Annotated in this window: 24 protein-coding genes and 1 riboswitch; of the genes, 16 read left to right on the top strand and 8 right to left on the bottom strand. The window is 74.0% G+C overall.

The window, feature by feature from the left end; genetic code table 11:
- Positions 1 to 10: 10 nt before the first annotated feature.
- Together ELX43_RS05335 and ELX43_RS05340 are read right to left on the bottom strand one after the other, a co-directional pair.
- Positions 11 to 289: an Lrp/AsnC ligand binding domain-containing protein gene (locus ELX43_RS05335; RefSeq protein ID WP_127782461.1), complete on the bottom strand. Its 279-nt coding sequence runs from the start codon at positions 287 to 289 to the stop codon at positions 11 to 13.
- 50 nt (positions 290 to 339) lie between these two features.
- Positions 340 to 2,073, bottom strand: a complete 1,734-nt coding sequence (locus tag ELX43_RS05340; RefSeq protein WP_127782462.1) for a DEDD exonuclease domain-containing protein — start codon at positions 2,071 to 2,073, stop codon at positions 340 to 342.
- 84 nt (positions 2,074 to 2,157) lie between these two features.
- On the opposite strand from ELX43_RS05340, the gene ELX43_RS05345 reads away from it, so the two are divergent.
- From ELX43_RS05345 to ELX43_RS05370, 6 genes are all read left to right on the top strand, one after another.
- Positions 2,158 to 3,477: an NYN domain-containing protein gene (locus ELX43_RS05345; protein WP_206518114.1), complete on the top strand. Its 1,320-nt coding sequence runs from the start codon at positions 2,158 to 2,160 to the stop codon at positions 3,475 to 3,477.
- A gap of 88 nt (positions 3,478 to 3,565) precedes the next feature.
- Entirely contained in the window at positions 3,566 to 3,817 is a 252-nt protein-coding gene (locus ELX43_RS05350; RefSeq protein WP_127782463.1) for a hypothetical protein, read from the top strand.
- Between the two features lie 51 nt (positions 3,818 to 3,868).
- Positions 3,869 to 5,239, top strand: coding sequence for a saccharopine dehydrogenase NADP-binding domain-containing protein (locus ELX43_RS05355; protein ID WP_127782464.1), 1,371 nt, complete (start codon positions 3,869 to 3,871; stop codon positions 5,237 to 5,239).
- Between the two features lie 105 nt (positions 5,240 to 5,344).
- A riboswitch (cyclic di-AMP (ydaO/yuaA leader) is annotated at positions 5,345 to 5,503 on the top strand.
- Between the two features lie 79 nt (positions 5,504 to 5,582).
- Positions 5,583 to 6,692, top strand: coding sequence for an NlpC/P60 family protein (locus ELX43_RS18185; RefSeq protein WP_127782465.1), 1,110 nt, complete (start codon positions 5,583 to 5,585; stop codon positions 6,690 to 6,692).
- A 78-nt stretch (positions 6,693 to 6,770) separates the two neighbouring features.
- Positions 6,771 to 8,147, top strand: a complete 1,377-nt coding sequence (locus ELX43_RS05365) for a hypothetical protein (protein ID WP_241249797.1) — start codon at positions 6,771 to 6,773, stop codon at positions 8,145 to 8,147.
- A 10-nt stretch (positions 8,148 to 8,157) separates the two neighbouring features.
- On the top strand, positions 8,158 to 9,288 hold the full coding sequence (locus tag ELX43_RS05370) for a glycosyltransferase family 4 protein (RefSeq protein WP_127782466.1): 1,131 nt from the start codon (positions 8,158 to 8,160) through the stop codon (positions 9,286 to 9,288).
- Between the two features lie 123 nt (positions 9,289 to 9,411).
- On the opposite strand, the gene ELX43_RS05375 is transcribed toward ELX43_RS05370, so the two are convergent.
- The gene (locus ELX43_RS05375; RefSeq protein ID WP_127782467.1) at positions 9,412 to 11,241 is read right to left on the bottom strand and encodes a long-chain fatty acid--CoA ligase; all 1,830 of its coding nucleotides are present in this window, start codon (positions 11,239 to 11,241) and stop codon (positions 9,412 to 9,414) included.
- A 141-nt stretch (positions 11,242 to 11,382) separates the two neighbouring features.
- On the opposite strand from ELX43_RS05375, the gene ELX43_RS05380 reads away from it, so the two are divergent.
- The 5 genes from ELX43_RS05380 to ELX43_RS05400 all read left to right on the top strand — a co-directional run bounded on the left by ELX43_RS05380 (position 11,383) and on the right by ELX43_RS05400 (position 14,941).
- Complete coding sequence (locus tag ELX43_RS05380) at positions 11,383 to 11,805, top strand: polyketide cyclase / dehydrase and lipid transport (RefSeq protein WP_127782468.1); 423 nt, start codon at positions 11,383 to 11,385, stop codon at positions 11,803 to 11,805.
- Between the two features lie 10 nt (positions 11,806 to 11,815).
- Positions 11,816 to 12,250 carry an SRPBCC family protein gene (locus ELX43_RS05385; RefSeq protein WP_127782469.1) on the top strand — a complete coding sequence of 145 codons (435 nt, stop codon included), beginning with the start codon at positions 11,816 to 11,818 and terminating at the stop codon, positions 12,248 to 12,250.
- Between the two features lie 77 nt (positions 12,251 to 12,327).
- Positions 12,328 to 13,563: an ArsA family ATPase gene (locus ELX43_RS05390; RefSeq protein ID WP_127782470.1), complete on the top strand. Its 1,236-nt coding sequence runs from the start codon at positions 12,328 to 12,330 to the stop codon at positions 13,561 to 13,563.
- An 8-nt stretch (positions 13,564 to 13,571) separates the two neighbouring features.
- Positions 13,572 to 13,943: a hypothetical protein gene (locus tag ELX43_RS05395; RefSeq protein ID WP_127782471.1), complete on the top strand. Its 372-nt coding sequence runs from the start codon at positions 13,572 to 13,574 to the stop codon at positions 13,941 to 13,943.
- Positions 13,940 to 14,941, top strand: coding sequence for an ROK family glucokinase (locus tag ELX43_RS05400; protein WP_127784696.1), 1,002 nt, complete (start codon positions 13,940 to 13,942; stop codon positions 14,939 to 14,941). The genes ELX43_RS05395 and ELX43_RS05400 overlap by 4 nt, the downstream gene beginning before the upstream one ends.
- 13 nt (positions 14,942 to 14,954) lie before the next feature.
- Here ELX43_RS05400 and ELX43_RS05405 read toward each other — a convergent pair whose 3' ends face one another.
- Both ELX43_RS05405 and ELX43_RS18190 read right to left on the bottom strand, forming a co-directional pair.
- Entirely contained in the window at positions 14,955 to 15,548 is a 594-nt protein-coding gene (locus ELX43_RS05405; RefSeq protein WP_127782472.1) for a hypothetical protein, read from the bottom strand.
- A complete protein-coding gene (locus tag ELX43_RS18190; RefSeq protein WP_277601718.1) occupies positions 15,545 to 15,676 on the bottom strand; it encodes a hypothetical protein in 132 nt (43 codons plus the stop codon). Before ELX43_RS18190 ends, ELX43_RS05405 begins: the two co-directional genes overlap by 4 nt.
- Positions 15,677 to 15,791: 115 nt before the next feature.
- On the opposite strand from ELX43_RS18190, the gene ELX43_RS05410 reads away from it, so the two are divergent.
- The 4 genes from ELX43_RS05410 to ELX43_RS05425 all read left to right on the top strand — a co-directional run bounded on the left by ELX43_RS05410 (position 15,792) and on the right by ELX43_RS05425 (position 19,885).
- Positions 15,792 to 16,529: a lysophospholipid acyltransferase family protein gene (locus ELX43_RS05410; RefSeq protein WP_127782473.1), complete on the top strand. Its 738-nt coding sequence runs from the start codon at positions 15,792 to 15,794 to the stop codon at positions 16,527 to 16,529.
- A 9-nt stretch (positions 16,530 to 16,538) separates the two neighbouring features.
- Entirely contained in the window at positions 16,539 to 17,045 is a 507-nt protein-coding gene (locus ELX43_RS05415) for a polyadenylate-specific 3'-exoribonuclease AS (protein ID WP_127782474.1), read from the top strand.
- 10 nt (positions 17,046 to 17,055) lie between these two features.
- A complete protein-coding gene (locus tag ELX43_RS05420; RefSeq protein WP_127782475.1) occupies positions 17,056 to 18,450 on the top strand; it encodes a 3-deoxy-7-phosphoheptulonate synthase class II in 1,395 nt (464 codons plus the stop codon).
- Positions 18,451 to 18,598: 148 nt separating this feature from the next.
- Positions 18,599 to 19,885, top strand: a complete 1,287-nt coding sequence (locus ELX43_RS05425) for an MFS transporter (RefSeq protein ID WP_127782476.1) — start codon at positions 18,599 to 18,601, stop codon at positions 19,883 to 19,885.
- Between the two features lie 18 nt (positions 19,886 to 19,903).
- On the opposite strand, the gene pknB is transcribed toward ELX43_RS05425, so the two are convergent.
- Positions 19,904 to 22,075, bottom strand: coding sequence for a Stk1 family PASTA domain-containing Ser/Thr kinase (pknB, locus tag ELX43_RS05430; protein ID WP_127782477.1), 2,172 nt, complete (start codon positions 22,073 to 22,075; stop codon positions 19,904 to 19,906).
- A 188-nt stretch (positions 22,076 to 22,263) separates the two neighbouring features.
- On the opposite strand from pknB, the gene ELX43_RS05435 reads away from it, so the two are divergent.
- Positions 22,264 to 22,632 (top strand): Rv2175c family DNA-binding protein, encoded by a 369-nt coding sequence (locus ELX43_RS05435; RefSeq protein ID WP_127782478.1) that lies wholly within the window; start codon positions 22,264 to 22,266, stop codon positions 22,630 to 22,632.
- On the opposite strand, the gene ELX43_RS05440 is transcribed toward ELX43_RS05435, so the two are convergent.
- Positions 22,601 to 23,563: a phytoene/squalene synthase family protein gene (locus ELX43_RS05440; RefSeq protein WP_127782479.1), complete on the bottom strand. Its 963-nt coding sequence runs from the start codon at positions 23,561 to 23,563 to the stop codon at positions 22,601 to 22,603. The two genes, ELX43_RS05435 and ELX43_RS05440, sit on opposite strands and share 32 nt — an antisense overlap.
- Positions 23,560 to 25,026 carry an alpha-(1->6)-mannopyranosyltransferase A gene (locus ELX43_RS05445; protein WP_241249798.1) on the bottom strand — a complete coding sequence of 489 codons (1,467 nt, stop codon included), beginning with the start codon at positions 25,024 to 25,026 and terminating at the stop codon, positions 23,560 to 23,562. The genes ELX43_RS05440 and ELX43_RS05445 overlap by 4 nt, the downstream gene beginning before the upstream one ends.
- Positions 25,027 to 25,082: the final 56 nt, after the last annotated feature.

Consider the following 25,082-nt stretch of genomic DNA (forward strand, 5'->3'; position numbering starts at 1 on the left):
GGGCCAGCGGCTAGCTCGCGCCGATCTCGAAGCCGGAGTCGGCGTCCAGGCTGGAGTAGGACCGGAAGGCGATGTGGGTGCCCGTGCGCTGCACGCCCGGCACCTTGCTGATGTGCTCGGTGACGATCTCGGCGATCTGCTCGTGCTCCCGCACCCGCAGCAGCGCGATGAGGTCCACGTCGCCGGCGCACGAGTAGACCTCGGTGACGCCGGGGATGTCGGCGATCTGCTGGGCCACCTCCGGGATGCGGTCAGCTGCGGTGTGCACGAGAACGATGGCTGTGAGCACAGATCCTCCTGGGTAGGGCCGTGCCCGGAGTTTAGGGGCCGGTGCCCCGCTCACCAGTGCTGGGCCTGCAGCGGCTCCCGCGCCGCGGTCCGGGCCCGCACCGCCCACTCCGTCCAGCGTCCGGCACCCCAGGCGGGCTCGGCGTAGGGAGTGCTGGCGCGCACCAGGCGCACCCCGGGCTGCTCCAGCCACCGGGCCACCAGCCCCACCTCCTCGGCGGGGGCGCCGCGCAGCGGTCCGGGTCCGGGCAGCACCGTCTCGGCCGAGGCCACCAGGACGTCCACCACCGGTACCGGGTGCACTCCGCGCGGGGCGGTGCCCGCCGAGGCCAGCCGTCCGCAGCGCACCACCACCAGCTCCCAGCCGCCGCTGCCGTCCGGCCGCGCGGCCACCAGCTCGTCCACCGCGGCCAGGGCGGCCAGCCGCTGGGCCCGCCGGGTGGCGGCGATGAGCGCGGCGGCCTCGTCGCGGCGCTGGGCCGCGGACTCGAACCGGCACTGCGTGGACAGCTCCTCCACCCCGGCCACCAGCGTGAGCAGCACCCGGGTGTCGCGACCGGCCACCGCCTCGGCGACCAGCCGCGGCCCGCGGGCGTAGTCGGTGGCCGACTGCAGCCCCGCGCAGGGCGCCGCGCAGCGGTTCATCTCGTGCAGCGCGCACGGGGTGGCGCTGGGGGAGCGCAGCGGGATGCGCTGCGAGCAGGGCCGCACCGCGCTGGCGTCGGCCAGCACCTGGGCGGCCTCCACCGCGGCCGAGCGGCGGGAGAACGGCCCCAGGGCCCCGTCCCGCGGGGTGCGCACCACCGACAGCCGCGGGAAGGCCTCGTCGGTGAGCGTCACCCACCACGCCTTGTGCGGGAACTTGGAGCGCCGGTTGTAGGGCGGGGCGTGGTGGGCCAGCAGCCGCAGCTCGCGCACCCCGGCCTCCAGCGCGTGCGCGCAGCTCACCGAGTCCACCCGGGTGGCCAGCGCCACCATCTCCTTGATCCGGGTGCGGGTCTCCGAGCCGGTGAAGTAGCTGCGCACCCGGCGCCGCAGGTCGGTGGCGGTGCCCACGTAGAGCACCTCCTCGCCCGGCCCGCGGAAGAGGTAGACGCCCGGCTCGCTGGGCAGGTGCTCGGCCAGGCTGCGCTTGCGCCGCTGGGTCGGGGTGACCGCGGGCAGGAAGGTGACCAGCTCCTCGTAGCTGTGCACCCCCAGGTTGCCCACCCGCTCGAACAACCGGTGCATCACCTCCACGGTGGCACGGGCGTCGTCGAGGGCGCGGTGGGTGGGCAGCGTCTCGGTGCCGAACAGCGCCGACAGCGCGGACAGCCGCACCGAGGGTGCCTCGTCGCGGGTGAGCACCCGGCGGGCCAGCTTCACCGTGCACAGCACCCGCGGGGCGGGCCAGGGCAGCCCCAGCCGCTCGCAGGCCGCCTTGAGGAAGCCCGTGTCGAAGGGGGCGTTGTGGGCCACCAGCACCGCGCCGGCGGCGAACTCCAGGAACGCGGGCAGCACGGCGGCGATGGTCGGGGCGTCGTGCACCATCGCCGAGGTGATGCCGGTGATCTGGCTGATCTGCGGGGGGATGCCGCGCTCGGGGTCGACCAGGGTGGCCAGCTCGCCGACCACCTCACCGCCGCGCACCTTCACCGCGCCGATCTCGGTGATCGCGTCCACGCCGGCCTTGCCGCCGGTGGTCTCCAGGTCCACCACCACGAAGGTGACCTCGCTCAGCGGGGTGCCCAGCTCGTCGAACGTCAGCTGCCGCTGGTTCGGCTGCACCAGCTGTGGAGAGCTCATGGGCGCGCACGCTAGGTCAGGCGACCGACACTTCCTGTGCCGTCGCCGCGACCTGCGGCGTTGCCCGGTGAATAGCATTGAGCGGTGACCGAAACCCTGCGCGACGCCGGGCCGGAGGAGCTGCCCGCCGCGGTGCTCGACCGGCTGGCCGACCTGGTCGACGCGGCGCTGCCCGCCATGCGCCCCGCCGACGTGCCCGCCGAGCTGCGACCGCTGCTGCGGTTCACCCCCGCCAAGCGCCGACGCCTGGGCTCGCGGCAGATGGTCGCGGCGGTGCGGACCCAGCCCCGCTTCCGGGCGGCGGTGGTGGAGCAGCTGCGGGGCAGCACGGTCCACCAGCTGGACACCGCCTCCGCCGACCGGGTGGCCGCCGCCGCCAGCAGCCTGCTGCTGGGTGAGCCGGTGGCGGCCGAGCTGGTGGCGGAGGCGGGCGAGATCGACGAGCTGCGGGCGCTGCGGGCGGAGGTGGCGGTGCTGCGCGGGCGGCTGCTGAAGGCGGAGCGCACCCACGAGCGCCTGGCGGCCGAGCTGGCCCAGGCACGGGAGGCGACTGCCGCCGCCCCCGCCCCCGCGCTGGAGGAGGAGGTGACCCGGCTGCGCGCGCGGCTGCGCCAGCAGGGCCAGCGCCTGCGGGAGGCACTGGACGCCGCCGCGGTCGCCTCGACCACCCAGCAGGGCCGCGCCCAGGACGTGGCGGCCGAGCTGGAGCAGGTGCGCGCGGACTGGGCCCGCGACCAGGCGCGGCTGGCGGCCGAGCAGGCCAGGGCCGAGCGGGCCGAGCGCGAGCGCGACCAGGCCCGGCTGGCGGCGGGGGAGGCCCGCAACGCCGACGACGTGCGGCTGCGGCTGCTGCTGGACACCCTCACCGGGGTGGGCAAGGGCCTGCGCTCCGAGCTGGGCATCTACCCGCAGACCACCGCCCGCGGCGTGCTGCCGGCCGACCAGGTGGCCGCCGCCCTCGCTCGGCCGCGCACCCCCGGCCGGGTGCTGCCCGACGAGCGCGCGCTGGACCGGGCGCTGCGGCTGCCGGAGGTGCACCTGCTGGTGGACGGCTACAACGTGAGCAAGACCGGGTACCCGCAGCTGACGCTGATCGCCCAGCGCGACCGGCTGGTGCGCTCGCTGGCGCTGCTGGCCGCCCAGACCCGGGCGGAGGTCACCGTGGTGTTCGACGGCGCGGCGGTGGTCTCCGGCGGCGGACACGTGTGGGCGCGCGGGGTGCGGGTGGTCTTCAGCGCCGACGGCGTGATCGCCGACGACGTCATCCGCGAGCTCACCGCCGCCGAGCCGGAGGGCCGGCCGGTGGTGGTGGCCAGCTCCGACCGGGAGGTGGCCGAGTCGGTGCGGGCGATGGGCGCGCACAGCGTCGCCTCGGACGTGCTCCTGGAGCGGCTGGCCCGCTGAGCACGGGTTCTTGTCGGTGCCCGCCCCTAGCGTCCGCGCCGAGGCCGGTCAGGAGCCACCCGACCGCTCGGCGAGATGGAGCAGGACCATGGTGATCGACTGCGACACGTGTGCGGTGCGCGACCTCGCGTGCGGAGACTGCGTGATCTCCGTGCTGCTGGGCCACCCCGGGCTCCCCGCGCCGGCCACGGCCACCACCGGGCTGCCCGCTCGCAGCGCGGTGGAGATCGGGGCCGAGGAGCAGCGGGCCATGGAGGTGCTGGCCGAGGCCGGCATGGTGCCCCGCCTGCGGCTGGTGCCCCAGGATCCGCCGCCGGCGCCGGACCGCCGCGCGGGCTGAGCCGCCTCGTGGGGCAGCGGCGGCTCGCCCTGTCCCCCTAGGGTGGTCGGCATGGCAGACACCGAGCACGAGCCCCTCGAGCCCACTGAGCCTTCCGAGTCCACGGAGCCCGTGGTGGAGGTGACGGAGCCCGCACCCACCGAGCCGACCGCACCCACCGAGCCCGCCGCGCCGGAAGCCCCGGTGCAGCCCGCCGGGGACCGGGAGCTCGATGTCGTCCTGTTCGGAGCCACCGGCTTCGTCGGCAAGCTCGTGGCCCGCTACCTGGCCGAGCACGCCCCGGCGGACCTGCGCGTGGGCCTGGCCGGTCGCTCCCTGCAGCGGCTGGAGTCGGCTCGCGCGGGGCTGGGCCCGGCCGCGCAGAGCTGGCCGCTGGTGGTGGCCGACGCGGCCGACGCCGACGCGGTGGGCCGGGTGGCCCAGGCCGCCCGGGTGGTCGCCACCACGGTGGGGCCCTACGCCAAGTACGGCCTGCCCCTGGTGCGCGCCTGCGCCGCCGCGGGCACCGACTACGTCGACCTCACCGGCGAGGTGCTCTTCGTCCGCGACAGCATGGCCGCCGCCCACGACGTGGCGGCGCGCACCGGTGCCCGCATCGTGCACTCCTGCGGCTTCGACTCCATCCCCTCCGACCTCGGGGTGCTCAGCCTGCACGAGCAGGTCCGCGCGGACGGCGCCGGCGAGCTCACCGACACCACGCTGGTGGTGAAGGCGGCCCGCGGCGGGTTCAGCGGCGGCACCATCGACTCGCTGCGCAACCAGGTGGACGTGGTGCGCACCGACCCGTCCCTGGCCGAGCACGTGGCCGACCCCTACGCGATGAGCCCCGACCGCGCCGCCGAGCCGCAGCTGGGCGAGGAGGCCGACCAGGCCTTCGTGCGCCGCGACCCCGAGGTGGGCGGCTGGACGGCCCCGTTCGTCATGGCGCAGTACAACACCCGGATCGTGCGGCGCAGCAACGCGCTGCAGGGCTGGGCCTACGGCCGCACGCTCCGCTACCGCGAGGTGATCGGCTGCGGCGACTCGGTGGTCTCACCCGGTGCTGCGCTGGCCATCGCCGGCGGCACCTGGGGTGCTGCGGCCGGGCTCATGTTCGGCCCCGCCCGCTGGGTGCTCGACCGGGTGCTGCCCAGCCCCGGCAGCGGCCCGTCCGAGCGAGCGCAGCGCAACGGCTACTTCCGGATGGAGGTGCACACCCGCACCACCACCGGTCGACGCTACGTGTGCACCGTCGCCGCGCAGGGTGATCCCGGTTACGCCGCGACCGCGATGATGATGGGGGAGAGCGCGCTGTGCCTGGCCCTGGACCGCGCGCAGCTGCCTGCAGCGGCGGGCGTGCTCACCCCGGCCAGCGCCATGGGGACCGCCCTGCTCGACAGGTTGCGCCGCGCCGGCATGACCTTCGACGTGGCGAGCCGTTGAGCGACGCCACCCACGTCTCGAAACGGTCACAGTAGACACGGGGGATGTCCATTCCGTAACCTGGCCGAGACCTTCCAGGGGTTAGCGGTCTCAAGAGGATTGCACTGGGGGTCACCGCCGAGTCGACCCGTCGGGGAGTCGAGCCGGGAACCCAGTTCTCCGGGGTGAATCAGCTCGCCGCCGTCACGGGCGACCGCGCTGTAGGGCTGTTTGTGTCCAGTCCGAACCCGTCAGCTAACTCGGTAGGCGGTTAACGGATACAAGGAGACTTCGCCCTGTGGCGTCCCTAGCTCGAGCTCGTACGGCCCGCACACGCACTGTTCGTGGCGTCCTCGCCGCCGGAATGGCCGCGGTGGCCATCGCCACGATGTCGGCCACCCCGGCCAGCGCCGACCCGGTGCTCCCCGACAACGCGACCCAGGCTGAGCAGGAGCTCGCCCGGCTGGGCCACGACGCCGAGGTGGTCAACGAGCAGCTCCTGGGCGCGCAGGTCGACCTGGACGCCAAGCAATCGCAGCGGGTCGACGCCGAGACCCGGCTGGGTTCCGCGCAGGAGAGCCTCCGGGTGGCGCAGTCGGAGCAGGAGCAGTTCCGCGGCACCGTGGACGCCCTCACCTCCGCCTCCTACCAGGGCGCACGCCTGAACAAGCTGTCCGCGCTGATGATCAGCGAGTCGCCGCAGGACCTGCTCGACCAGATGTCGGGCCTGGACGTGCTGGCCGCGGACACCAACGACCGGGTGCAGAAGTTCTCCGCCGCCTCCGCCCAGGCCGCCACCGCCGCCACCGACGCGCGCTCGGCCACTGCCGCCGCCAAGGCCGCCGCCGACGCCGCCGCCCTGGTGCAGGCGGACCTGCGCAAGAAGCAGGACGAGCTGAGCACCCGCGCCACCGCGGTCCGCGCCAAGCTGGCCTCGCTCACCGAGGCCGAGCGGGTGCGCTACGCCGGTGCCATCGTCCCGGCGGGCTTCGTCTCCCCGGTTCCCACCACCCCCGTCACGCCGCCCGCGGAGGCTGCCAGCCAGCCCGCGGCTCCCGCTGCGGCCGTTCGTGGCGGGGCCGTCGCCCCGGCCGCTCCCGCGGTCGCCAGCACCCGGTCCGCCGGTTCGGGTCGCGGCGCCACCGCCCTGCAGGCGGCGATGAGCAAGCTCGGCTCGCCCTACGTATACGGCGCCACCGGCCCCGGCTCCTTCGACTGCTCCGGGCTGACCCAGTGGGCCTTCCGCCAGGCCGGCACCGCCATCCCGCGCACCGCCGCAGCACAGGCCGGCGGCGGCACCCCGGTCTCCCGCGACCAGCTGCAGCCCGGCGACCTGGTGTTCTTCTACAGCCCGGTCTCGCACGTGGGCATCTACGCCGGCGGCGGCAACATGGTGCACGCCCCCACCGAGGGCCAGCCCGTCAAGGTCGCGCCGATGGGCAACATGCCCTACACCGGTGCTCGCCGCTACTGATCACTCCGCTGCACTGATCCGCGCGGGCCACCGGAACGGACACCCCGCCACGACGACGGGGTGTCCTAGGCTGGACCGATGAGCAGTCGTGCGCTGCCGCGCGTCCTGCTGGCGGCGCTCGTGCTCGTCCTGGTGATCACCGCGGCCGTGGTGGCGCTGCGGTCGGACACCCCAACGTCGCGGGACGCGGGAGTGTCCGGGCCCAGCACCACCGGTGCCCCACCGCTGACCGCCACCGCCTCGCAGAACGCAGTGCCGCCCGCGGCGAGCCAGGCCGCGCGCAAGAAGGCGGTGCAACAGCTGCTCGACCAGTGGGCCGTCGCCGTGCGCAGCAACGACTCCGCGCTGCTGGCCACCCTGTTCGACACGGGTGCCGACGTCGGCTTCCCTGCCGCCGAGGCCCGCAGGGCCGCCAACCTCGCCCAGGTGCCGCTGGCCGACTGGGGCTACGACATCACCGAGGAGGCGGTGCCCACCGTCGACCCCGCGGTGACCGCGCGGCTGGGCGCCGACGAGGTCTGGTCGCCACCGGTGGTGCTGCGCTACGCCATCGCCGGGGCGGACGCCGCCAGCACCACCCGCCCGGTGGGCGTGGTGCTGGCCCGCCGCGGACAGGTGTGGCGGCTGGTCAGCGACACCGCCGCCGACCGCTACGGCCGCAGCACCTGGCGCGGGCTGTGGGACTTCGGCCCGGTGATCGCCCGGGTGGTGCCCCAGGGAGTGGTGCTCGGCCACCCCAGCCGCGCCGCCGACCTCGACCTGCTGGCCAAGGAGCTCGGCCCGGCGGTCGCCGCGGTCACCGACTTCTGGGGGCCGGGCTGGCAGCAGCGCGCCGCGGTCTTCCTGCCAGACCACCAGGACGAGCTGCGCGCGCTGGTGGGCCCGGACTTCGCCGAGGGGGAGATTGCCGCAGTCTCCATCGCGGACAACATCGACCGCTCCGCGGGCACCGTCCGTGGCCAGCGAGTGGTGTTCAACCCGGCCACGCTGAGCCGGCTCACCCCGCTGTCGCGCCGGGTGGTGCTGCGCCACGAGCTCACCCACGTGGCCGCGCGGGCCGCCACCAGCGCCCAGGCCCCGGTGTGGCTGGCCGAAGGCTTCGCCGACTACGTCGGCTACCGGGCCAGCGGGGTCTCGCTGTCCGACGGCGCACCCGCCGTGGCCGCGGTGGTGCGCTCGGCGGGCCCACCGGACAGCCTGCCCGTGGACACCCAGTTCGCCACCACCACCAGCGGCGCCAAGGTGGAGCTGGCCTACCAGCTGTCGTGGTCGTTCGCGGTGTTCCTGGCCGCCACCCGGGGCGAGGACGCGCTGCGCGGGGTGTACCTCGCCGTCGCTGCACTACCCGCTCCCTCCACCGCGGAGATCGACGCCGCGGTGCAGCCGGTGCTCGGCGTCTCGCTCGGCGCCCTGCTGGTCGAGTGGGGCCGCTGGCTGCAGCAGGCGCTGGACTAGCCTGCTCAGGATGCGCCGGACACTCGTGGTGACCAACGACTTTCCCCCACGACCGGGCGGCATCCAGTCCTACCTGCACACCTTCGCCCAGCACCTGCCCGCCGACGAGCTGGTGGTCTACGCCCCGTCCTGGCGGGGCGACTCGCACGTGCGCTTCGACGCCGCGCAGCCCTTCGAGGTGGTGCGCCACCCCAGGACGCTGATGCTGCCCACCCCCGACGTGCTGGCTCGGGCTCGCCGGCTGCTGGTGGACCGGCAGTGCTCGGCGGTGTGGTTCGGCGCGGCGGCCCCGCTGGCGCTGCTCGGCCCGGCGCTGCGCTCGGCCGGCGCCGAGCGGGTGCTGGCCAGCACGCACGGCCACGAGGTGGGCTGGTCGATGCTGCCCGCTGCCCGCAGCGCCCTGCGCCGCATCGGCGACAGCGCCGACGTCGTCACCTACGTCAGCCGCTACACCCGCGGGCGCTTCGCCTCGGCGTTCGGTCCCCGCGCCGCGCTGGAGCACCTGCCCTCCGGCGTGGACACCACCGTGTTCCAGCCCGACCCGGCCGCGCGCGCCGAGCTGCGCGCCCGCTACGGGCTGGGGGAGCGCCCGGTGGTGGTGTGCGTGTCCCGGATGGTGCCGCGCAAGGGGCAGGACATGCTGATCCGCGCGCTGCCCCAGATCCAGCGGCAGGTGCCCGGTGCCGCCCTGGTGCTGGTGGGCGGCGGGCCCTACTCCGACACCCTGCACAAGCTGGCCGCCGCCACCGGGGTGGCCCAGGACGTGGTGTTCACCGGGGGAGTGCCCGCCGACGAGCTGGCCGCCCACCACACCTTCGGCGACGTCTTCGCCATGCCCTGCCGCACCCGCGGCGCGGGGCTGGACGTGGAGGGGCTGGGCATCGTGTACCTGGAGGCCTCCGCCTCGGGGCTGCCGGTGGTGGCCGGACGCTCCGGCGGCGCCCCGGAGACGGTGCTGGACGGACAGACCGGGCGGGTGGTGGACGGGCGCGACGTGGACGAGCTGGCCCGCGCCGTCGGCGGACTGCTGGCCGACCCCGACCTCGCCGCGCGGATGGGGGCGGCCGGGCGCACCTGGGCGGCGGAGCACTGGCGCTGGGACCGGCTGTCCCAGCGGCTGCGCACCCTCATCGACGGCTGAGCCCACCGCGCCAGGGCAACAGCGGCCCCGGGACAGGCACAGCACAGCGCCCCCGCGACGTCGGTCGCGGGGGCGCTGTGCTGGCGGCGGGGCGGCCTGGGCTGTCGGCCAGACCGCGGCGAGCTACGTGGTGTAGATGCTCTCGATGTCGGTGGCGAAGGACTTGGCCACCACGTTGCGCTTGAGCTTGAGCGTGGGGGTCAGCTCACCGGTGTCCTCGGTGAAGTCCACCGGCAGGATGCGGAACTTCTTGATGGCCTCGGCGTGGGAGACCGCCTTGTTGGCGTTGGTCACCGCGCCCTCGATGTCGGCCAGCAGCTGCACGTCCTCCACCAGGCTGGCGACGTCGGTGTCCGCGGGCTTGCCGTGGGCCTTGAGCCAGTCGGGGAACGCCTCGGGGTCGATGGTGATGAGCGCACCGATGAACGGCTTCTGGTCGCCGACCACCATGCACTGGCTGATCAGCGGGTGCTGGCGGAGCTTGTCCTCCAGCACGGCGGGTGCCACGTTCTTGCCGCCGGCGGTGACGATCAGCTCCTTCTTGCGGCCGGTGATCGTCAGGTAGCCGTCGGAGTCCAGCGAGCCGAGGTCGCCGGTGCGGAACCAGCCGTCGACGAAGGTGTCCTTGGTGGCCTGCTCGTTGTGCCAGTAGCCGGAGAACACCACGTCCCCGGTCGCCAGGATCTCCTCGTCCTCGGCCACCCGCACCGCGCAGCCGGGGATGGGGCGCCCGACGGTGCCCATCTTCTGGGCGCCCGGGCCGTTGGCGGTGAGGGCCGCGGTGGTCTCGGTGAGCCCGTAGCCCTCGTACACCGGCACGCCCACACCGCTGAAGAAGTGGCCCAGCCGGGCACCCAGCGGTGCGCCACCGACGATGGCGGCGTTGCAGCGCCCGCCGAGGGCGGCCTTGAGCTTGGCGTAGACCAGCTTGTCGAACACGGCGTGGCGGACCGTGAGGGCCAGGCTCGGGCCCCCGGTGTACTGGGCCTCGCTGTAGGCCACCGCGGTGGCGTCGGCGGCCTCGAAGATCTTGCCCTTGAGGCTGCCGCCGGAGTGCGCCTTCTGGCGGGCGGTGTTGTAGACCTTCTCGAACACGCGCGGCACCGAGAGGACGAAGTCGGGCTTGAACACGCCGAGGTCGTTGACCAGGTTCTTCACGTCGGCGGTGTGGCCGAGCACCACGCGCTTCTCGAAGCTGGCCACGGCGATGACCCGGGCGAAGACGTGAGCCAGTGGCAGGAACAGCAGGGTGCGCTGGCCGGGGTGCATCAGCTTGGCGAACACCGAGGTGGCCGAGTCGGACTCCGCGAGCAGGTTGCGGTGGGTGAGGATGCAGCCCTTGGGGCGGCCGGTGGTGCCGGAGGTGTAGATGAGGGTGGCCATGTCGTCGGCGACCACCTCCCGGCGGCGCGCGTGCAGCTCGTCGTCGGTGATGCCGGCGCCGGCCTGGGTGAGGGCCTCCACGGCGGCCGAGCCGGAGCCCTCCAGGACGTGGGCCTCGGTGCCCTCGATCTGCCAGGTGTGCGCGAGGTCGGGGCACTCGGCCTCGATGGTGTTGAGCATCGCGCGGTGCTTGGCGTTCTCGCAGACGATGCCCACGGCGGCGGAGTCGCTGAGGATCCACTGCACCTGGTCGGCGGAGGAGGTCTCGTAGATCGGCACCGTCACCGCGCCGGCGGTCCAGATGGCGAAGTCGATGAGTTCCCACTCGTAGCGGGTGGCCGAGAGCAGTCCCACCCGGTCGCCCTTCTGCACGCCCGAGGCCATCAGTCCCTTGGCCACCGCGGTCACCTGCACCGCGAACTCCGCTGCCGTGACGTCGGTCCACTCGCCACCGACCCGGCGCTGGAACATCACCGTGTCTGGATAGCTCTCAGCGTGGGAGAACACCATCGCGGCCACGCTGGCGCTGTCGTCGACGGAGTAGTTGGAAGGGACGCTGTACTCACGCACGAAGTGCCTCCGGTCAGGTGTGGAGCTGGGCTGCTCAGTCAGGCAAGTGCCTGTTACCTCTGGTCAACCTATCGTGTGGTCAACCTATCGTGTGCGTCTGGCGACTGGCTGGTTCTTGCGCCGGTGTGTGACGCTGTGTGCGTGAGTGCCCTCGACGTGGTGGACGAGACGTTCCTGGCCGTAGCCCCTGCTCAGGTGGCTGCGGCGCTGGCTCCGCGGCAGCGCTGGCGACGCTGGTGGCCCGAGCTGTCGCTGCACCTGCACGACGACCGCGGCCCGGCCGGGCTGCGCTGGCGGGTCAGCGGTGCCGTCGAGGGCAGCATGGAGGTGTGGCTGGAGCCGGTGCTGGACGGCACCGTGCTGCACTACTTCCTGCGGGCGGAGGTGCCCGACGCCGCGCCGGAGGAGATCTTCGCGGCCGCGCAGGCGCGCCGGCGGCGGGCCAAGGCACTGGCCTTCGAGCTCAAGGCCGAGCTGGAGGCGGGGCGAGCAGCAGGTGAGGCGCCCGCGGGCAGCGCCGGCCCGGCCCAGCCGAGCGGTCCCACGCTCGTGGTGAAGCGGTAGCCTCAGCGCCGTGGCCGACAAGACAACTCAGTCCATCGTCATCGACGCGCCACCGGCGCAGGTCATGGCCGTGATCGCCGACTTCGAGGCCTACCCCGAGTGGGCCCAGGCGGTGAAGGTCGTGGAGGTGCTCGAGCGTGGCGACGACGGCCGCGGCTCGCACGTCCGCTTCGAGCTGGACGCCGGCATGGTCAAGGACACCTACGAGCTGACCTACACCTGGGCGCCGGACGGCTGCGCGGTGAGCTGGAAGCTGGTCAAGGGCCAGATGCAGAAGGCGCAGGAGGGGTCCTACACCCTGCGCCCGCGCGGCGAGAGCACCGAGGTGACCTACTCGCTGGCGGTGGACCTCGCCATCCCGATGATCGGCATGTTCAAGCGCAAGGCGGAGAAGGTCATCACCGACACCGCTCTCAAGGAGCTCAAGAAGCGCGTAGAGGGCTGAACCGGCACCGGCCGGTAGGGTCGGGGCTTCTGCTGGGACCTGCGCCGGGTGCCACGTCGCCGGTTGGGGGGAGTCACGTGCGGATACTGCTGTTCACCGGCAAGGGCGGCGTGGGCAAGACGACCCTGGCCGCGGCGAGCGCGGTTCGCCTGGCTGAGTCCGGGCTGAAGGTCCTCGTCGTCTCCAGCGATCCCGCGCACTCCCTGGCCGATGCGCTGGACGTGCCCCTGGGCTCCCAGCCCACCGAGGTGGACGGCGCCCTGGCCGGCATGCAGCTGGACGCGCACGCGCTGCTCGACCAGCAGTGGGTGACGCTGCGCGCCGAGCTGGGTGCCCTGGTGGGCGCGGCGCTGCCCGCCGACACCGGCATGGCGGGCCTGGAGCCGGAGGAGCTGAGCGTGCTGCCCGGCGTGGAGGAGCTGCTCGCGCTGGCCGAGGTGCGCCGCCAGGCCGACAGCGGGAGGTGGGACGTGGTGGTGCTCGACTGCGGGCCCACCGCCGAGACGCTGCGGATGCTGGCCCTGCCCGAGGCGGTGAGCGGCTACCTGGAGCGGGTGTGGCCCCGCCACCGCCGGCTCACCTACGGCGCGTTCGGTGGTCGCGGTGGCGCGCGCGTGGCCCGGCTGGTGGACGCGGTGGAGCGCCTGGAGGAGTCCACCCGCGCGGTGCGCGCCCTGCTGGCCGACCCCGAGCGCACCACCGTCCGGCTGGTGCTCACGCCCGAGCGCGTGGTGCTGGCCGAGACCCGGCGCACCGTGACGTCGCTGGCGCTGCACGGCCTGCGGGTGGACCGCGTGCTGGCCAACCAGGTGCTGCCCGCACCGACGGCCGCTGCCGGCGCCGACGTCGCCGCCGATCCCGCCCTGCAGTGGCTGCGCACCCGCTGCGCCGAGCAGGCGGCGGTGCTCGCGGCGCTGGACGCCGAGCTGCCCGACGCCGGCGTGCAGGCGGTGCCCTGCCAGGCCCGCGAGCCGGTGGGCCTGCCGCAGCTGGCCGAGCTGGCGGCCGAGGTCTACCGCGACACCGACGTGCTCGCCTCCGCGGGTGCCACCGTGGCGGCGCCGCAGGTGCTCCGGGAGTCCGGCTCCGGGCTGGACTCGGTGTACCGCTGGGAGCTGCCGCTCCCACTGGTGCAGGCCTCCTCGGTGCAGCTCGGGCGCATCGACGACGACCTGCTGGTGACCGTGGCCGGGCAGCGCCGCCGGATGCCGCTGCCCCCGGTGCTGCGCCGCTGCGTGGCCGTGGCCGCCGACCTGACTCCCACCGGGCTGCTGGTCCGGTTCCGCCCCGACCCAGAGACGTGGATGCAGTGACCCCTCGAGTGAGCCCGCCCCACCTGGACGCCGAGGAGACCCTCGCCGAGCTGCGCGCCCTGCTGGAGGCGCTGCTGGACCGCCTCGACCCCTGGCTGCGCGCGCAGACCGCCGAAGCAGCAGAGTCGGATGCCCCCGACTGCGGGTGGTGCCCGCTGTGCGCGGCAGCCGCTGCGCTGCGGGGGGAGCGCCCCGACCTGCTGCGCCGGTTGTCCGAGCAGGGCCTGGCCTGGCTCAGCACTGTGCGGTTGCTGGTGGAGGAGCACGAGCACGCCGGCGAACCCGCCCCGGCGAGCGAGGCGCCCGACCCGGGGGTGACGGCCGACACCCGTCCGCGGGTGCAGCAGATCCCGGTGGTCGACAGCGGCCGGTGGCGCTGACCGTGGGTGGCGCTGGAGTGGGGGAGTCGGGCCTGCTCACCGTGGGGATCGACGTGGGCGGCACCAACATCCGGGCCGGTGTGGTGGACGTGCACGGACAGGTGCTGGACAGCGTCGACGCCCCCACCCCCGCCTCGTCCGCGGCGCTGGAGGCTGCGCTGGCCCGCTCCGTCACCGAGCTGCGCACCCGCCACGAGGTGCACGCCGTGGGCCTGGCCGTCGCCGGGTTCATCAGTCCCGACAACGCCACCGTGCTGTTCGCCCCGCACCTGCCCTGGCGCGACGCTCCCGTCGCCGCCCGGATGAGCGAGCGCCTCGGGCTGCCGGTGGTGCTCGAGCACGACGCCAACTCCGCTGCCTGGGCCGAGCACCGCTTTGGCGCCGCCCGGGGCGGCCGAGTGGTGCTGCTGATCTCCCTGGGCACCGGGATCGGGGCCGCCCTGCTGCTGGACGGCCGGCTGTTCCGGGGCGCGCACGGGGTGGCGCCGGAGCTGGGCCACCTGCGGGTGGTGCCCGACGGGCGTCCCTGCCCGTGCGGCAAGCGGGGCTGCTGGGAGCGCTACTGCAGCGGCACGGCCCTGGCCACCACCGCGCTGGAGCTGCTGGCGGCCGATCCCCAGCGGTCGTCGGTGCTGGCCAGGGAGGCCGCCGCCGAGCCGGACTCGCTGACGGGGCGTCGGGTGATGATGGCCGCCCGCGACGGGGACCCGGTGGCAGTGGCCGCGGTGGACGACCTGGCCCGCTGGCTGGGGGAGGGCCTGGCCGTGGTGGGCGACGTCTACGACCCTGACCTGGTGGTGGTCGGTGGCGGCGTCAGCGTGTCGGCACCGCTGTTCCTGGACGCGGCTCGCGAGCACTACGCCCGGCGGGTCACCGGCGCCGGACACCGCCCACCGGCCCGCATCCGCACCGCCCAGACCGGGCACGCCGCGGGCCTGGTGGGCGCCGCGGAGCTGGCGCGTGCCGTGGTCACCCCATCGGTGCCCGGAGCGCGCTGACCCAGGGAGTGCGCTAGATCCGCGACCCGTCGTCCCAGCCGGAGTCCACCGGCGGGCCGTCGCGCAGCAGCAGGAACATCCAGAACAGCGACGACGCCATGGCCAGCAGCCCCAGCGGGAAGCCCACCGAGTCGGTGAGGCCGATGACGCCGGGGATGAACAGCAGCACCACCCCGATGGCCAGCAGGACCAACGCTCCCAGCCCGGCCCCGTGCGGGCGCGGGATGGGCGGCGGCTCCGGCGGCTCGTAGTGCCCCTCGTCCTCGTCCTCGTCCAGGTCCAGCTCGTCGGGCCGGACCACCCGCGCCGGCCGGCTCACCGGGGGCTCGGTGGTGGCGACGCCGGGCTGCTCGGGCTCGGCCGGACTCGGCTCAGCCCCCGCCGGGCCGTGCCCCTGCGCGTCGTCCTCGTCCGGGTCGGTGGTGCGCTCGTCGGTGCTCGGGGCGGTCGACGAGCGGGCGGTGGCGGCGCCCGCCTCCCGCTCGGCCTGCTCCCAGCTGGGCTCGGCGTCCCAGCCCGCGACCAGCTCGGCGAACGCGGCGTCGATCTCGGCGGCGTCCTTGTCGCGCTCCTCGCGCTCTCCTCCTGCGGAGTCCGGTGTGCTCATCGCTGGCTCGCCTCCTGCGCGCGGTCGACGTCGACGATGGTGACGGTGGACCCTTGGCGCGACGGCACCACCGCGGAGCTGGGGCGACCAGCAGGGACGAGCGGCTCGGCGCCGGGGGGGAGGGGCACCTCACCATGGTGGCACGACCGGCGGTCGAGGGGCTGGCCGCAGCGGCTCGCCCCTCGGACGGGTGGTGCCTGGCTAGGGTTGGAGCACGCGGGCGGAGCTGAAAGAGGGTCGCCGATGCTGTACTGGCTCACCAAGCACGTCCTGCTGGGGCCCTTGCTGCGGGTGACCTGCAAGCCCCAGGTACGGGGTCTGGAGAACCTGCCGGCGGAGGGCCCGGTGATCCTGGCCAGCAACCACCTCGCGGTCGCCGACTCCTTCTTCCTGCCCCTGGTGGTACCCCGGCGGGTGAGCTTCCTGGCCAAGAGCGAGTACTTCACCGCCCCGGGGTTGGTGGGTCGGCTGAGACGGTGGTTCTTCCTGGGCGTCGGCCACGTGCCGGTGGATCGCTCCAGCCTGCGCGCGGCGCAGCCGGCGCTGGCCACCGCGCTGCAGCTGCTGCGCCGGGGCGCGGTGCTGGGGATCTACCCGGAGGGCACCCGCTCACCCGACGGGCGCCTCTACCGGGGCAAGGCCGGGCTGGCCCAGGTGGCGCTGGAGGCCGGGGTGCCGGTGATCCCGGTAGCCATGACCGGTACCGATCGGGTCAACCCGATCGGCTCGCGGATGTGGCGGCCGGCCCGGGTGGTGGTGACGCTGGGCCGGCCGATCGACCTCTCGCCGCACGCGGGCGGGCACGCCGACCCGGCCGTGCTGCGGGCCGCCACCGACGAGGTGATGCAGGCCCTGCAGCGGCTGTCCGGCCAGGAGTACGTGGACGTCTACGCCAGCACGGTCCGGTCAGCCCGCCCCGGGGACGCCCCGGGTACCGGGCTGGTGCCCGAGGTGGATCCCGGGTCCAGCGAGCGGCCCTAGGCTGTCGCGGTGCGCTACTTCTACGACTGCGAGTTCATCGAGGACGGCACCACCATCGACCTGGTGTCGATCGGGGTGGCGGCCGAGGACGGCCGCGAGTACTACGCGGTGTCCACCGAGTTCAACCCGGACAAGGCCGGCAAGTGGGTGCGGGCCAACGTCCTGCCCAAGCTGCCCAACCCCTCCTCGCCGCTGTGGCGCAGCCGGGCCCAGATCCGCGAGGAGCTGCTGGCCTTCCTCACCGCGGAGGACTCCCCGGAGTTGTGGGCCTGGATCGCCGCCTACGACCACGTGGCCCTGTGCCAGCTGTGGGGGGCCATGCCCGCGCTTCCGAGGGCGCTGCCGCGGTTCACCCGCGAGCTGCGCCAGCTCTGGGAGGACTCCGGCAGCCCCGAGCTGCCCAAGGCCCCGGACGACGCCCACGACGCGCTCGCGGACGCCCGGCACAACCTGCAGCGCTTCCGGGCGATCGAGGCGTACCTGACCGCTCGGCAGGCGCCGCAGGCGAACACCTAGGATTGACCGCGTGAACTGGACCGTCGACGTGCCGATCGACACGCTGCCCGAGCTTCCCCCGTTGTCGGAGGCCATGCGTGCCAAGCTCGATGACGCCTTGGCCCGCCCGGCCGCCCAGCAGCCCAGCTGGCCGGCCGACCAGGCCGCGGCCATGCGCAAGGTGCTCGAGAGCGTGCCGCCCATCACCGTCTCCCGCGAGGTGGACAACCTGCACGAGCGCCTCGCGCAGGTAGCCCGGGGCGAGGCGTTCCTGCTGCAGGGAGGTGACTGCGCGGAGACCTTTGCGGACAACACCGAGCCGCACATCCGCGGCAACATCCGCACCCTGCTGCAGATGGCGGTGGTGCTCACCTACGGCGCCTCCATGCCGGTGGTGAAGGTGGCCCGCATCGCCGGCCAGTACGCCAAGCCGCGCTCGTCCGACATCGACGCGCTGGGGCTGAAGTCCTACCGCGGTGACATGATCAACTCGCTGGTGGCCGACGAGGCCGTCCGCGGCCACGACCCGTCGCGGCTGGTGCGCGCCTACGCCAACTCCAGCGCCGCCATGAACATGGTGCGGGCGCTGACCGCGGCCGGGATGGCTGACCTGCACAAGGTGCACGACTGGAACCGCGAGTTCGTGCTGAACTCTCCCGCCGGCGCCCGCTACGAGGCGATGGCCGAGGAGATCGACCGCGGCCTGCGCTTCATGGACGCCTGCGGCGTGAGCGACCCGTCGCTGCACTCCGCCGAGATCTTCGCCAGCCACGAGGCGCTGGTGCTGGACTACGAGCGCGCCATGCTCCGCCTGGAGCGCGACGTGGAGCCGGACGCCAACGCGCGGCTGTTCGACCTGTCGGCGCACTTCCTCTGGATCGGCGACCGCACCCGGCAGCTGGACGGGGCGCACATCGCCTTCGCCGAGCTGGTGGCCAACCCGATCGGGCTGAAGATCGGTCCCTCCACCACGCCGGAGATGGCCGTGGAGTACGTGGAGCGGCTCGACCCGCACAACACCCCGGGCCGGCTCACGCTGATCTCCCGGATGGGCAACACCAAGGTTCGTGAGCTCCTGCCGCCGATCATCGAGAAGGTGCAGGCCACCGGCCACCAGGTGATCTGGCAGTGCGACCCGATGCACGGCAACACCCACGAGTCGGCGTCGGGCTACAAGACGCGGCACTTCGACCGGATCGTGGACGAGGTGCAGGGCTTCTTCGAGGTGCACCGCAGGGTGGGCACCCACCCCGGCGGCATCCACCTGGAGATCACCGGCGAGAACGTCACCGAGTGCATGGGTGGCGCCCAGGACATCTCCGACGCTGACCTGGCCGGTCGCTACGAGACCGCCTGCGACCCGCGGCTGAACACCCAGCAGGCGCTGGAGCTGGCCTTCCTGGTGGCGGAGATGCTGCGCGACTGACCCACCTGGTCACCAGCACCCACGAGGGCACCGGCGCACGCGCGCCGGTGCCCTCGTGCGTGGGGGAGCTGACCGGCGCGTCGCCAGAGGTGGCCGAGCACAGACGAGCACAGACGAGCACCACGAGCAGCAGAAGCGGAGAACAGTGATGACAGCGGTCGGGCAGGGGAGCGCCACCCAGGGCCCGGGCACACCCGGAGGTGGGCCGGCGGCCGCTCACCCCAAGCCGTTGTGGGCGGGGCGCGTCCTGGTGCTGCTGGGCATCGTGCTGGCGGCGTTCACCCTGCGCACCGCGGTCACCTCGATCACCCCGCTGCTGGACCCGATCGGCGACGACCTCGGCTTCGGGCCGTCGGTGGCGGGGGTGCTGGGCATGCTGCCCACGCTGGCCTTCGCGGTGTTCGGCCTGCTGACCCCGGCACTGGTGCACCGCATCGGCCTGGAGCAGGTGGCCCTGGTGGCCATGGCGATGGCCGCGATCGGCACCTTCACCCGCTCGTTGGCCGGCGACACCCTGGTGCTGCTGGCGCTGTCCGCTGTGGCCCTGGGCGGCATGGGGATCGGCAACGTGGTGATCCCGCCGCTGGTCAAGCGCTACTTCCCCGACCGGGTGGGCGGGCTGAGCACCGTCTACATCACTGTGCTGCAGCTGGGCACCGTGCTGCCCGCGCTGGTGGCCGTGCCGCTGGCCAACGCCAGCGACTGGCGGGTGTCCACCGGCTCCTGGACCCTGGTGGCGCTGGCCGCGGCGGTGCCGTGGACGGCGGTGCTGCTGCTGGAGCGCGGCAGGCGGGGGCGCGACGGCACCGGGGACGACGGGCTGCCGGTGGTGCGGGCCGAGGGCCGGGCCTGGCGCTCACCGGTGGGCCTGGGGATGGCCGCGATGTTCGGCATGACCTCGCTCAACACCTACGCCATGTTCACCTGGATCCCCAAGATCCTCACCGAGGCCGGCGGCAGCGCCGAGCTGGGCGGCAACATGGTGGGACTGTTCTCCGCGCTGGGCCTGGTGGGTGCGCTGACCATGCCGGTGCTGGCCACCCGGGTGGCCAACCCGTACTTCATCGTGGTGCTCTGCGCCGCCTTCTTCGCCGTGGGCTACGTGGGCCTGTACCTGGCGCCGATGGAGCTGCCGCTGCTCTGGGTGAGCCTGGTGGGTCTGGGCCCCAGCACCTTCCCGCTGGCGCTCACGCTCATCAACCTGCGCACCCGCACCCCGGCCGGCTCGGCCGCGCTCTCCGGGTTCAGCCAGGGCGTGGGCTACACGGTGGCCTGCCTGGGCCCGCTGCTGTTCGGCCTGCTGCACGAGGCCACCGGCGGGTGGGGGCTGCCGTTCAGCATGCTCGGCTGCGCCGTGGCGGTGCTGCTGGTGGGCGGCTACGTCGCCTGCAAGCCGCGCATGCTCGAGGACAGCTGGGACCGCAAGGCCGCCTAGCTCGGGCAGGGCGCCAGCTCAGGGCAGGGCGGTGATGGTGACCTCGGCGCCCGGGGCCACCCGGCTGCCGCCCTCGGCGGACTGCCCCACCACCAGTGACCCGTCAAAGGGCACCAGCTGCTGCACCTTCACCCGCAGCCCCAGCTCCGCCAGCGCGGCCCGGGCGCTGTCCACGGTGCGCCCGCGCACGCCGGGCACCGTGACGGCGTCGGAGATCTGCACCTGCACCTGGGGCGTGGCCGGGTCGACCAGCGTGCCCGCGGGCGGGACGGTGGAGGCGACCGAGCCTGCGTCGGCCGCAGGGTCGAACACGGTGGCGCCGATGACGGGGGCGAAGCCGGCGGCGCTCAGCCGGGCGGTGGCCTCGGCCGGGGAGGTGCCGGTGACGTCGGGGACGGAGAGGGCGTTGGACACCTGCAGGGTGACCGCCGACCCGCGTCGCGACTCGGCACCGGCGGCGGGCTCGGAGCCCACCACCGACCCGGCCGGCACCGCGGAGCTGTACACCGGGATGGTGCCGCCCACCGTGAGTCCGCTGTCGCCGAGCACGGCGGTGGCCTCCTCGGCGCTGCGACCGGCGACGTCGGGCACCCGCACCGGCGGCGGGCCGAGGCTGAGGGTCACCTGTACCGGCGCGTCCACGGTGAGCACCGTGCCGGGCTCGGGGCTCAGCCGCAGCAGGCCGCCCTCGGCCACGGTCTCGCTGTGTGCGCCGGGAGCCAGCACGGGCAGCAACCCGTGCTGGCGCAGCTGCTCGCTGACCGCGGCCGAGATGGTGCCGCTGACGATGGTGGGCACCACGGGCCGGCCCAGGGACACGGTGAGCACCACGGTGGAGCCCTTGGCGACCTTGGCGCCCGGGGCCGGTCGCGCGGCGAGCACCTGGCTGATGGGGGCGGTGTTGTCGTAGCCGTCGCGTGCCTCGGCCTTGAGGTCCACGTCCTCGAGCACCTGCTGGGCCTCGCCGTGGGACAGGCCGGTGAGGTTGGGGACCGTGGTGAACCGGCCCGAGCCCAGCCACCAGCCACCGACGCCGACCGCCACCGCCAGCAGCAGCACCACCAGCACCCACACCAGCGCCACCCGGCGGCCGCGCTGGCGCAGCAGGGAGTACTCGCTGTCGTTGACCGGCACCTCCATGGCCGCCGAGCCGGTGCGCGGGTAGCCGCGGGTGGACGTGGCCCCTGGCATCGCGCCGGACATCACCGTGGTCCGCCGGGCGGGCACGGTGGGCTCGTCGGGTGCCCCCTCAGTCCCCTTGGCAGGGTCAGCAGGCACCGGGGGACGCACGCCCACCGCGTGCGGGCTGACCGGCTGGGGCAGCGGCACCCGCACCGAGGGGACGTGCAGCCAGCGACGCAGCTCCAGCACCTCGGCGAGCATCTGGCCGGCGTCGACGAAGCGGGCGGCAGGGTCGCGCCGGGTGGCCCGCAGCACCAGGTCGTCCAGCTCCGGCGCCAGCCCACGCACCCGCAGGCTCGGGGCGGACGTGTCGTTGTTGACGTGCTGGTAGGCCACCGACAGCGCGCTGTCGCCGGTGTAGGGCGGGGTGCCGGTGAGCATCTCGTAGAGCAGGATCCCGGTGGAGTAGACGTCGCTGCGGGCGTCGGCGGTGCCGGGGGAGACCTGCTCGGGCGAGAGGTAGGCGGCGGTGCCCAGGATGACGCCGTTGTTGGCGGTGACCCCGGCGGCAGCCGCAGCGCGCACCAGCCCGAAGTCGGCCACCTTCACCGCCCCGTCCTCGGCGATGAGGATGTTCTCCGGCTTGACGTCGCGGTGCACCAGGCCGGCCCGGTGGGCGGTGGCCAGCGCAGCCAGCACCGGCTCCATCACCGCGAAGGCCACCGGGACCGACAGCGCGCCGTTCTGCTGCAGCAGGCCACGCAGCGTGCCGCCCTCCACCAGCTCCATCACAAGGAACACGTGGCCGTCGTCGCGGCCCTGGTCGTACACCGCCACCAGCCCCGCGTGGCTGAGCCGGGCCACCGAGCGGGCCTCCAGCTCGAAGCGGGCCAGGAAGGCGGGGTCGTCGGCGAAGTGCGGGGCCATCACCTTGATGGCCACCGGGCGGTCCAGCCGCAGGTCGACGCCGCGGTACACCGTGGACATCCCACCGTGGGCGATCGGGGAGTCGATGCGGTAGCGCCCGTCGAGCAGCACGCCAAGCAGTTCGGAGCCGCTGCTGCGCACTTCGTCAACACCTCAATCTGGTCTGTCAGGGGGCACGGGGTGGTGCGGGGCGGGGTCCCGGGTAGACCGGCGGGAGCGAGTCAATCGTAGCGACGGACCTGCCTGCGAGCGGTTCCACGCGCCCCGTCCCAGCACCGGCGACGGACGGGCCGACGAGCCGCCGGACACCGCCCGCTACCGTGGTGGTCGTGAGCGCGATTCCCTACCTGGACGACGTCCTCGATCCTGACGTCCCGGTCCTGCAGCTGTCCGACGTGGCCAAGAAGCTCAACCGACCCCGCACCAGCGTGGAGCAGCTGCTCCGCGACGGCGCGATGTTCGCGGTGTGGCGCAACGGCGTGGTGAGCGTGCCGGAGATCTTCCTGGAGGAGGAGGGCCGGGTGCTCAAGGGCCTGCCCGGCCTGATCAGCGTGCTCCGCGACGGTGGGTACCGCGACCAGGAGATCCTGGAGTGGCTGTTCACCGAGGACGAGACCCTGCCCGGCACCCCCATCGACGCCCTGCACGGCAACCGGGGCAAGGAGGTCACGCGCCGCGCCCAAGCGATGGCGCTCTGACCAGGCTGCGGGCCAGCAGCGGAGCCGCCACCCGCAGCCGACGGCGCCGCGGCACCACCACCCGGTGGCTGAGCACGTCGTAGTCGGCGCGCTCGATCTCGCCGAGGATGTCGGAGTACAGCGTGAACGCCGCCCGCACGCAGCGGCGGGCGTCCGGCTGCAGCATGTCCACCCCGGGCTCGGCGGCCCGGTAGGTGCTGCGCGTGAGTGCCACCAGGTGGGCCAGCGCACGGCGCACCCGCGGGTCGCTGCGCCCGCTGGCCCGCAGCTCGGCCAGCAGCTGGCGGTCCACGCCGAAGGCGGCCAGGGTGTCCGCCGGCAGGTACACCCGGCCGCGGTCGAGGTCCTCGCCCACGTCACGCAGGAAGTTCGTCAGCTGGAAGGCGATGCCCAGGTCGCTGGCGAAGGGCGCGGCCACCTCGCGGCGCACCACGGTGCCCAGCACCGGCAGCATCTGCAGCCCGATGACCGAGGCCGAGCCGTACATGTAGGTGGTCAGCTGGGCCAGGTCGGCGTACTCGTCCACCTGGGTGTCCGACCCCACCGCGTCCATCCGCATGGAGCTCAGGAAGTCCTCGAACAGCTGCGGCTCGATGGTGTAGCGCTGCGCGGTGTCGCAGACCGCGCGCACCACGGGGGTGACCGGCGCCGGGCCGCTGCCGGTCAGCCCGGACCGCAGCTCGGCGGCCACCGCGTCCAGCTCGGCGGCACGCTCGGGCCAGGGCCGTGGGTCGTCGGTGGCGTCGACGATCTCGTCCACCAGCCGGGCGAAGCCGTACAGGGCGTGCACCGCGGGGCGACGGGAGGCCGGCAGCAGGCGGGTGGCCAGGTAGTAGGTGCGGCCGTGCTGGGCGTTGAGCTCGCGGCACTGGCGGTAGCACTCGGCCAGGTCCGGCGACATCGGTGCCCGCTCCACCACGGCGACGCTCACGGCTGGGTGGGCAGCGGGGCGTGGACGGGGGAGTGTGCGCGCAGGCGGAGCGGGTCCGGGCGCAGCAGCGAGACGCCGGTGAGGACGCCCAGGCCCAGGGCGGCGGCCACGTCCAGCCAGTTGTACATGCCGGTGACGCCCGAGGGGCGGAACAGCAGCATGAGCCCCACCGACAGGCCCACCACCAGCGCCATCGGCCGCGGCCGCCACGGCAGCGCCGCGCCCAGCGCCAGCGGCCAGGCGTAGTACCAGGTGAGCGCGGCGGGCGACAGGATGACCACGGCCACCAGGGCCAGCACCAGGGACCGGGTGGCCGCCACGGCGGAGTGCCGGCTGCGCCACCACAGCCACACCACGATGCCCACCAGCGCCAGCGCGCACAGCATCCGGGTGTAGGGCAGCACCGCCACCAGCTGGAAGTTCAGCAGCCAGCCGAACACCAGCGTGATGATGTGCGCCATCGCGGTGGGCAGCGACAGCCAGTTGATGATCAACCCGGAGCCGCTGAGCGCGGTGATCCAGCCCAGGCCCAGGTTGGGGTGCACCGACGGACCGAGGAAGACCGCCACCACGATGGCCACACCGGCGCCGGCGGTCACCGCGAAGACCCGCAGCGGGTGCGCCGGCTGCTCGCCGCGCGCCAGGGCGTCCTCGCGCCGGTGCACCATCCACACCCACACCAGGAACGGCAGCGCCAGCCCGGCGGTGGCCTTGATCGCCATGCCCACGGCGACCGCGGCGAACCCCGCCACGTGCCTGCGGTTGAGCACCAGCACGGTGCCGGCGGCGAGCAGGCCCACCATGAGCATCTCGTTGTGCACGCCACCCACCAGGTTCACCAGCACCAGCGGGTTGAGCAGCGCGATCCACAGCGCCACGGCGTGGTTGCCACCCAGGTGCGCAGCCAGGCGGGGCAGCGCCCACACCAGCAGCCCGATGCCCGGCAGCATCACCAGCCGCAGCAGGATGGTGCCGGCGACCACGCTGTCACCGCAGATGCGGGTGATGAGGTCCGACAGCAGCAGGAACAGCGGGCCGTAGGGGGCGGTGGTGGTGGTCCAGACGCTGCTGACGTTGTCCAGCAGCACCCCGGGGTTGGCCACCGGCCCCACCTCGTAGGGCTTGAACCCGTCGCGCAGCAGCGCGCCCTGGGCGAGGTAGGAGTAGGCGTCGCGGCTGAACAGCGGTGGCGAGGCCAGCAGCGGGGCCATCCACAGCACCAGCACGCCACGCAGCGCGGTGGGGCTGAGCTCGTCGCGCAGCACCCGGCGCCCGATGCGCATCCAGGCGAAGAACATGGCCAGCACGCCGACGTAGATGGCGGCGGTGGACAGGTCGTGGCCGTGGCCGAAGCGCAGCCAGGACAGCTTGACCGACTCCAGCAGCGGGTCGCGCACGCGGACGCTGCCGGCCCCGAGCCCGCCCGCCAGGATCAGCAGGCTGGCGACGAGTCCGAGGTACACGTCCGGGGCCGCCGGCCCACGCAGAAAAACGCGGCCACGGTTCAGGAGATCCTGTC

Origin of the sequence: Rhodococcus sp. X156, assembly GCF_004006015.1 — a bacterium.
In the GTDB taxonomy this organism is placed as follows: domain Bacteria; phylum Actinomycetota; class Actinomycetes; order Mycobacteriales; family Mycobacteriaceae; genus X156.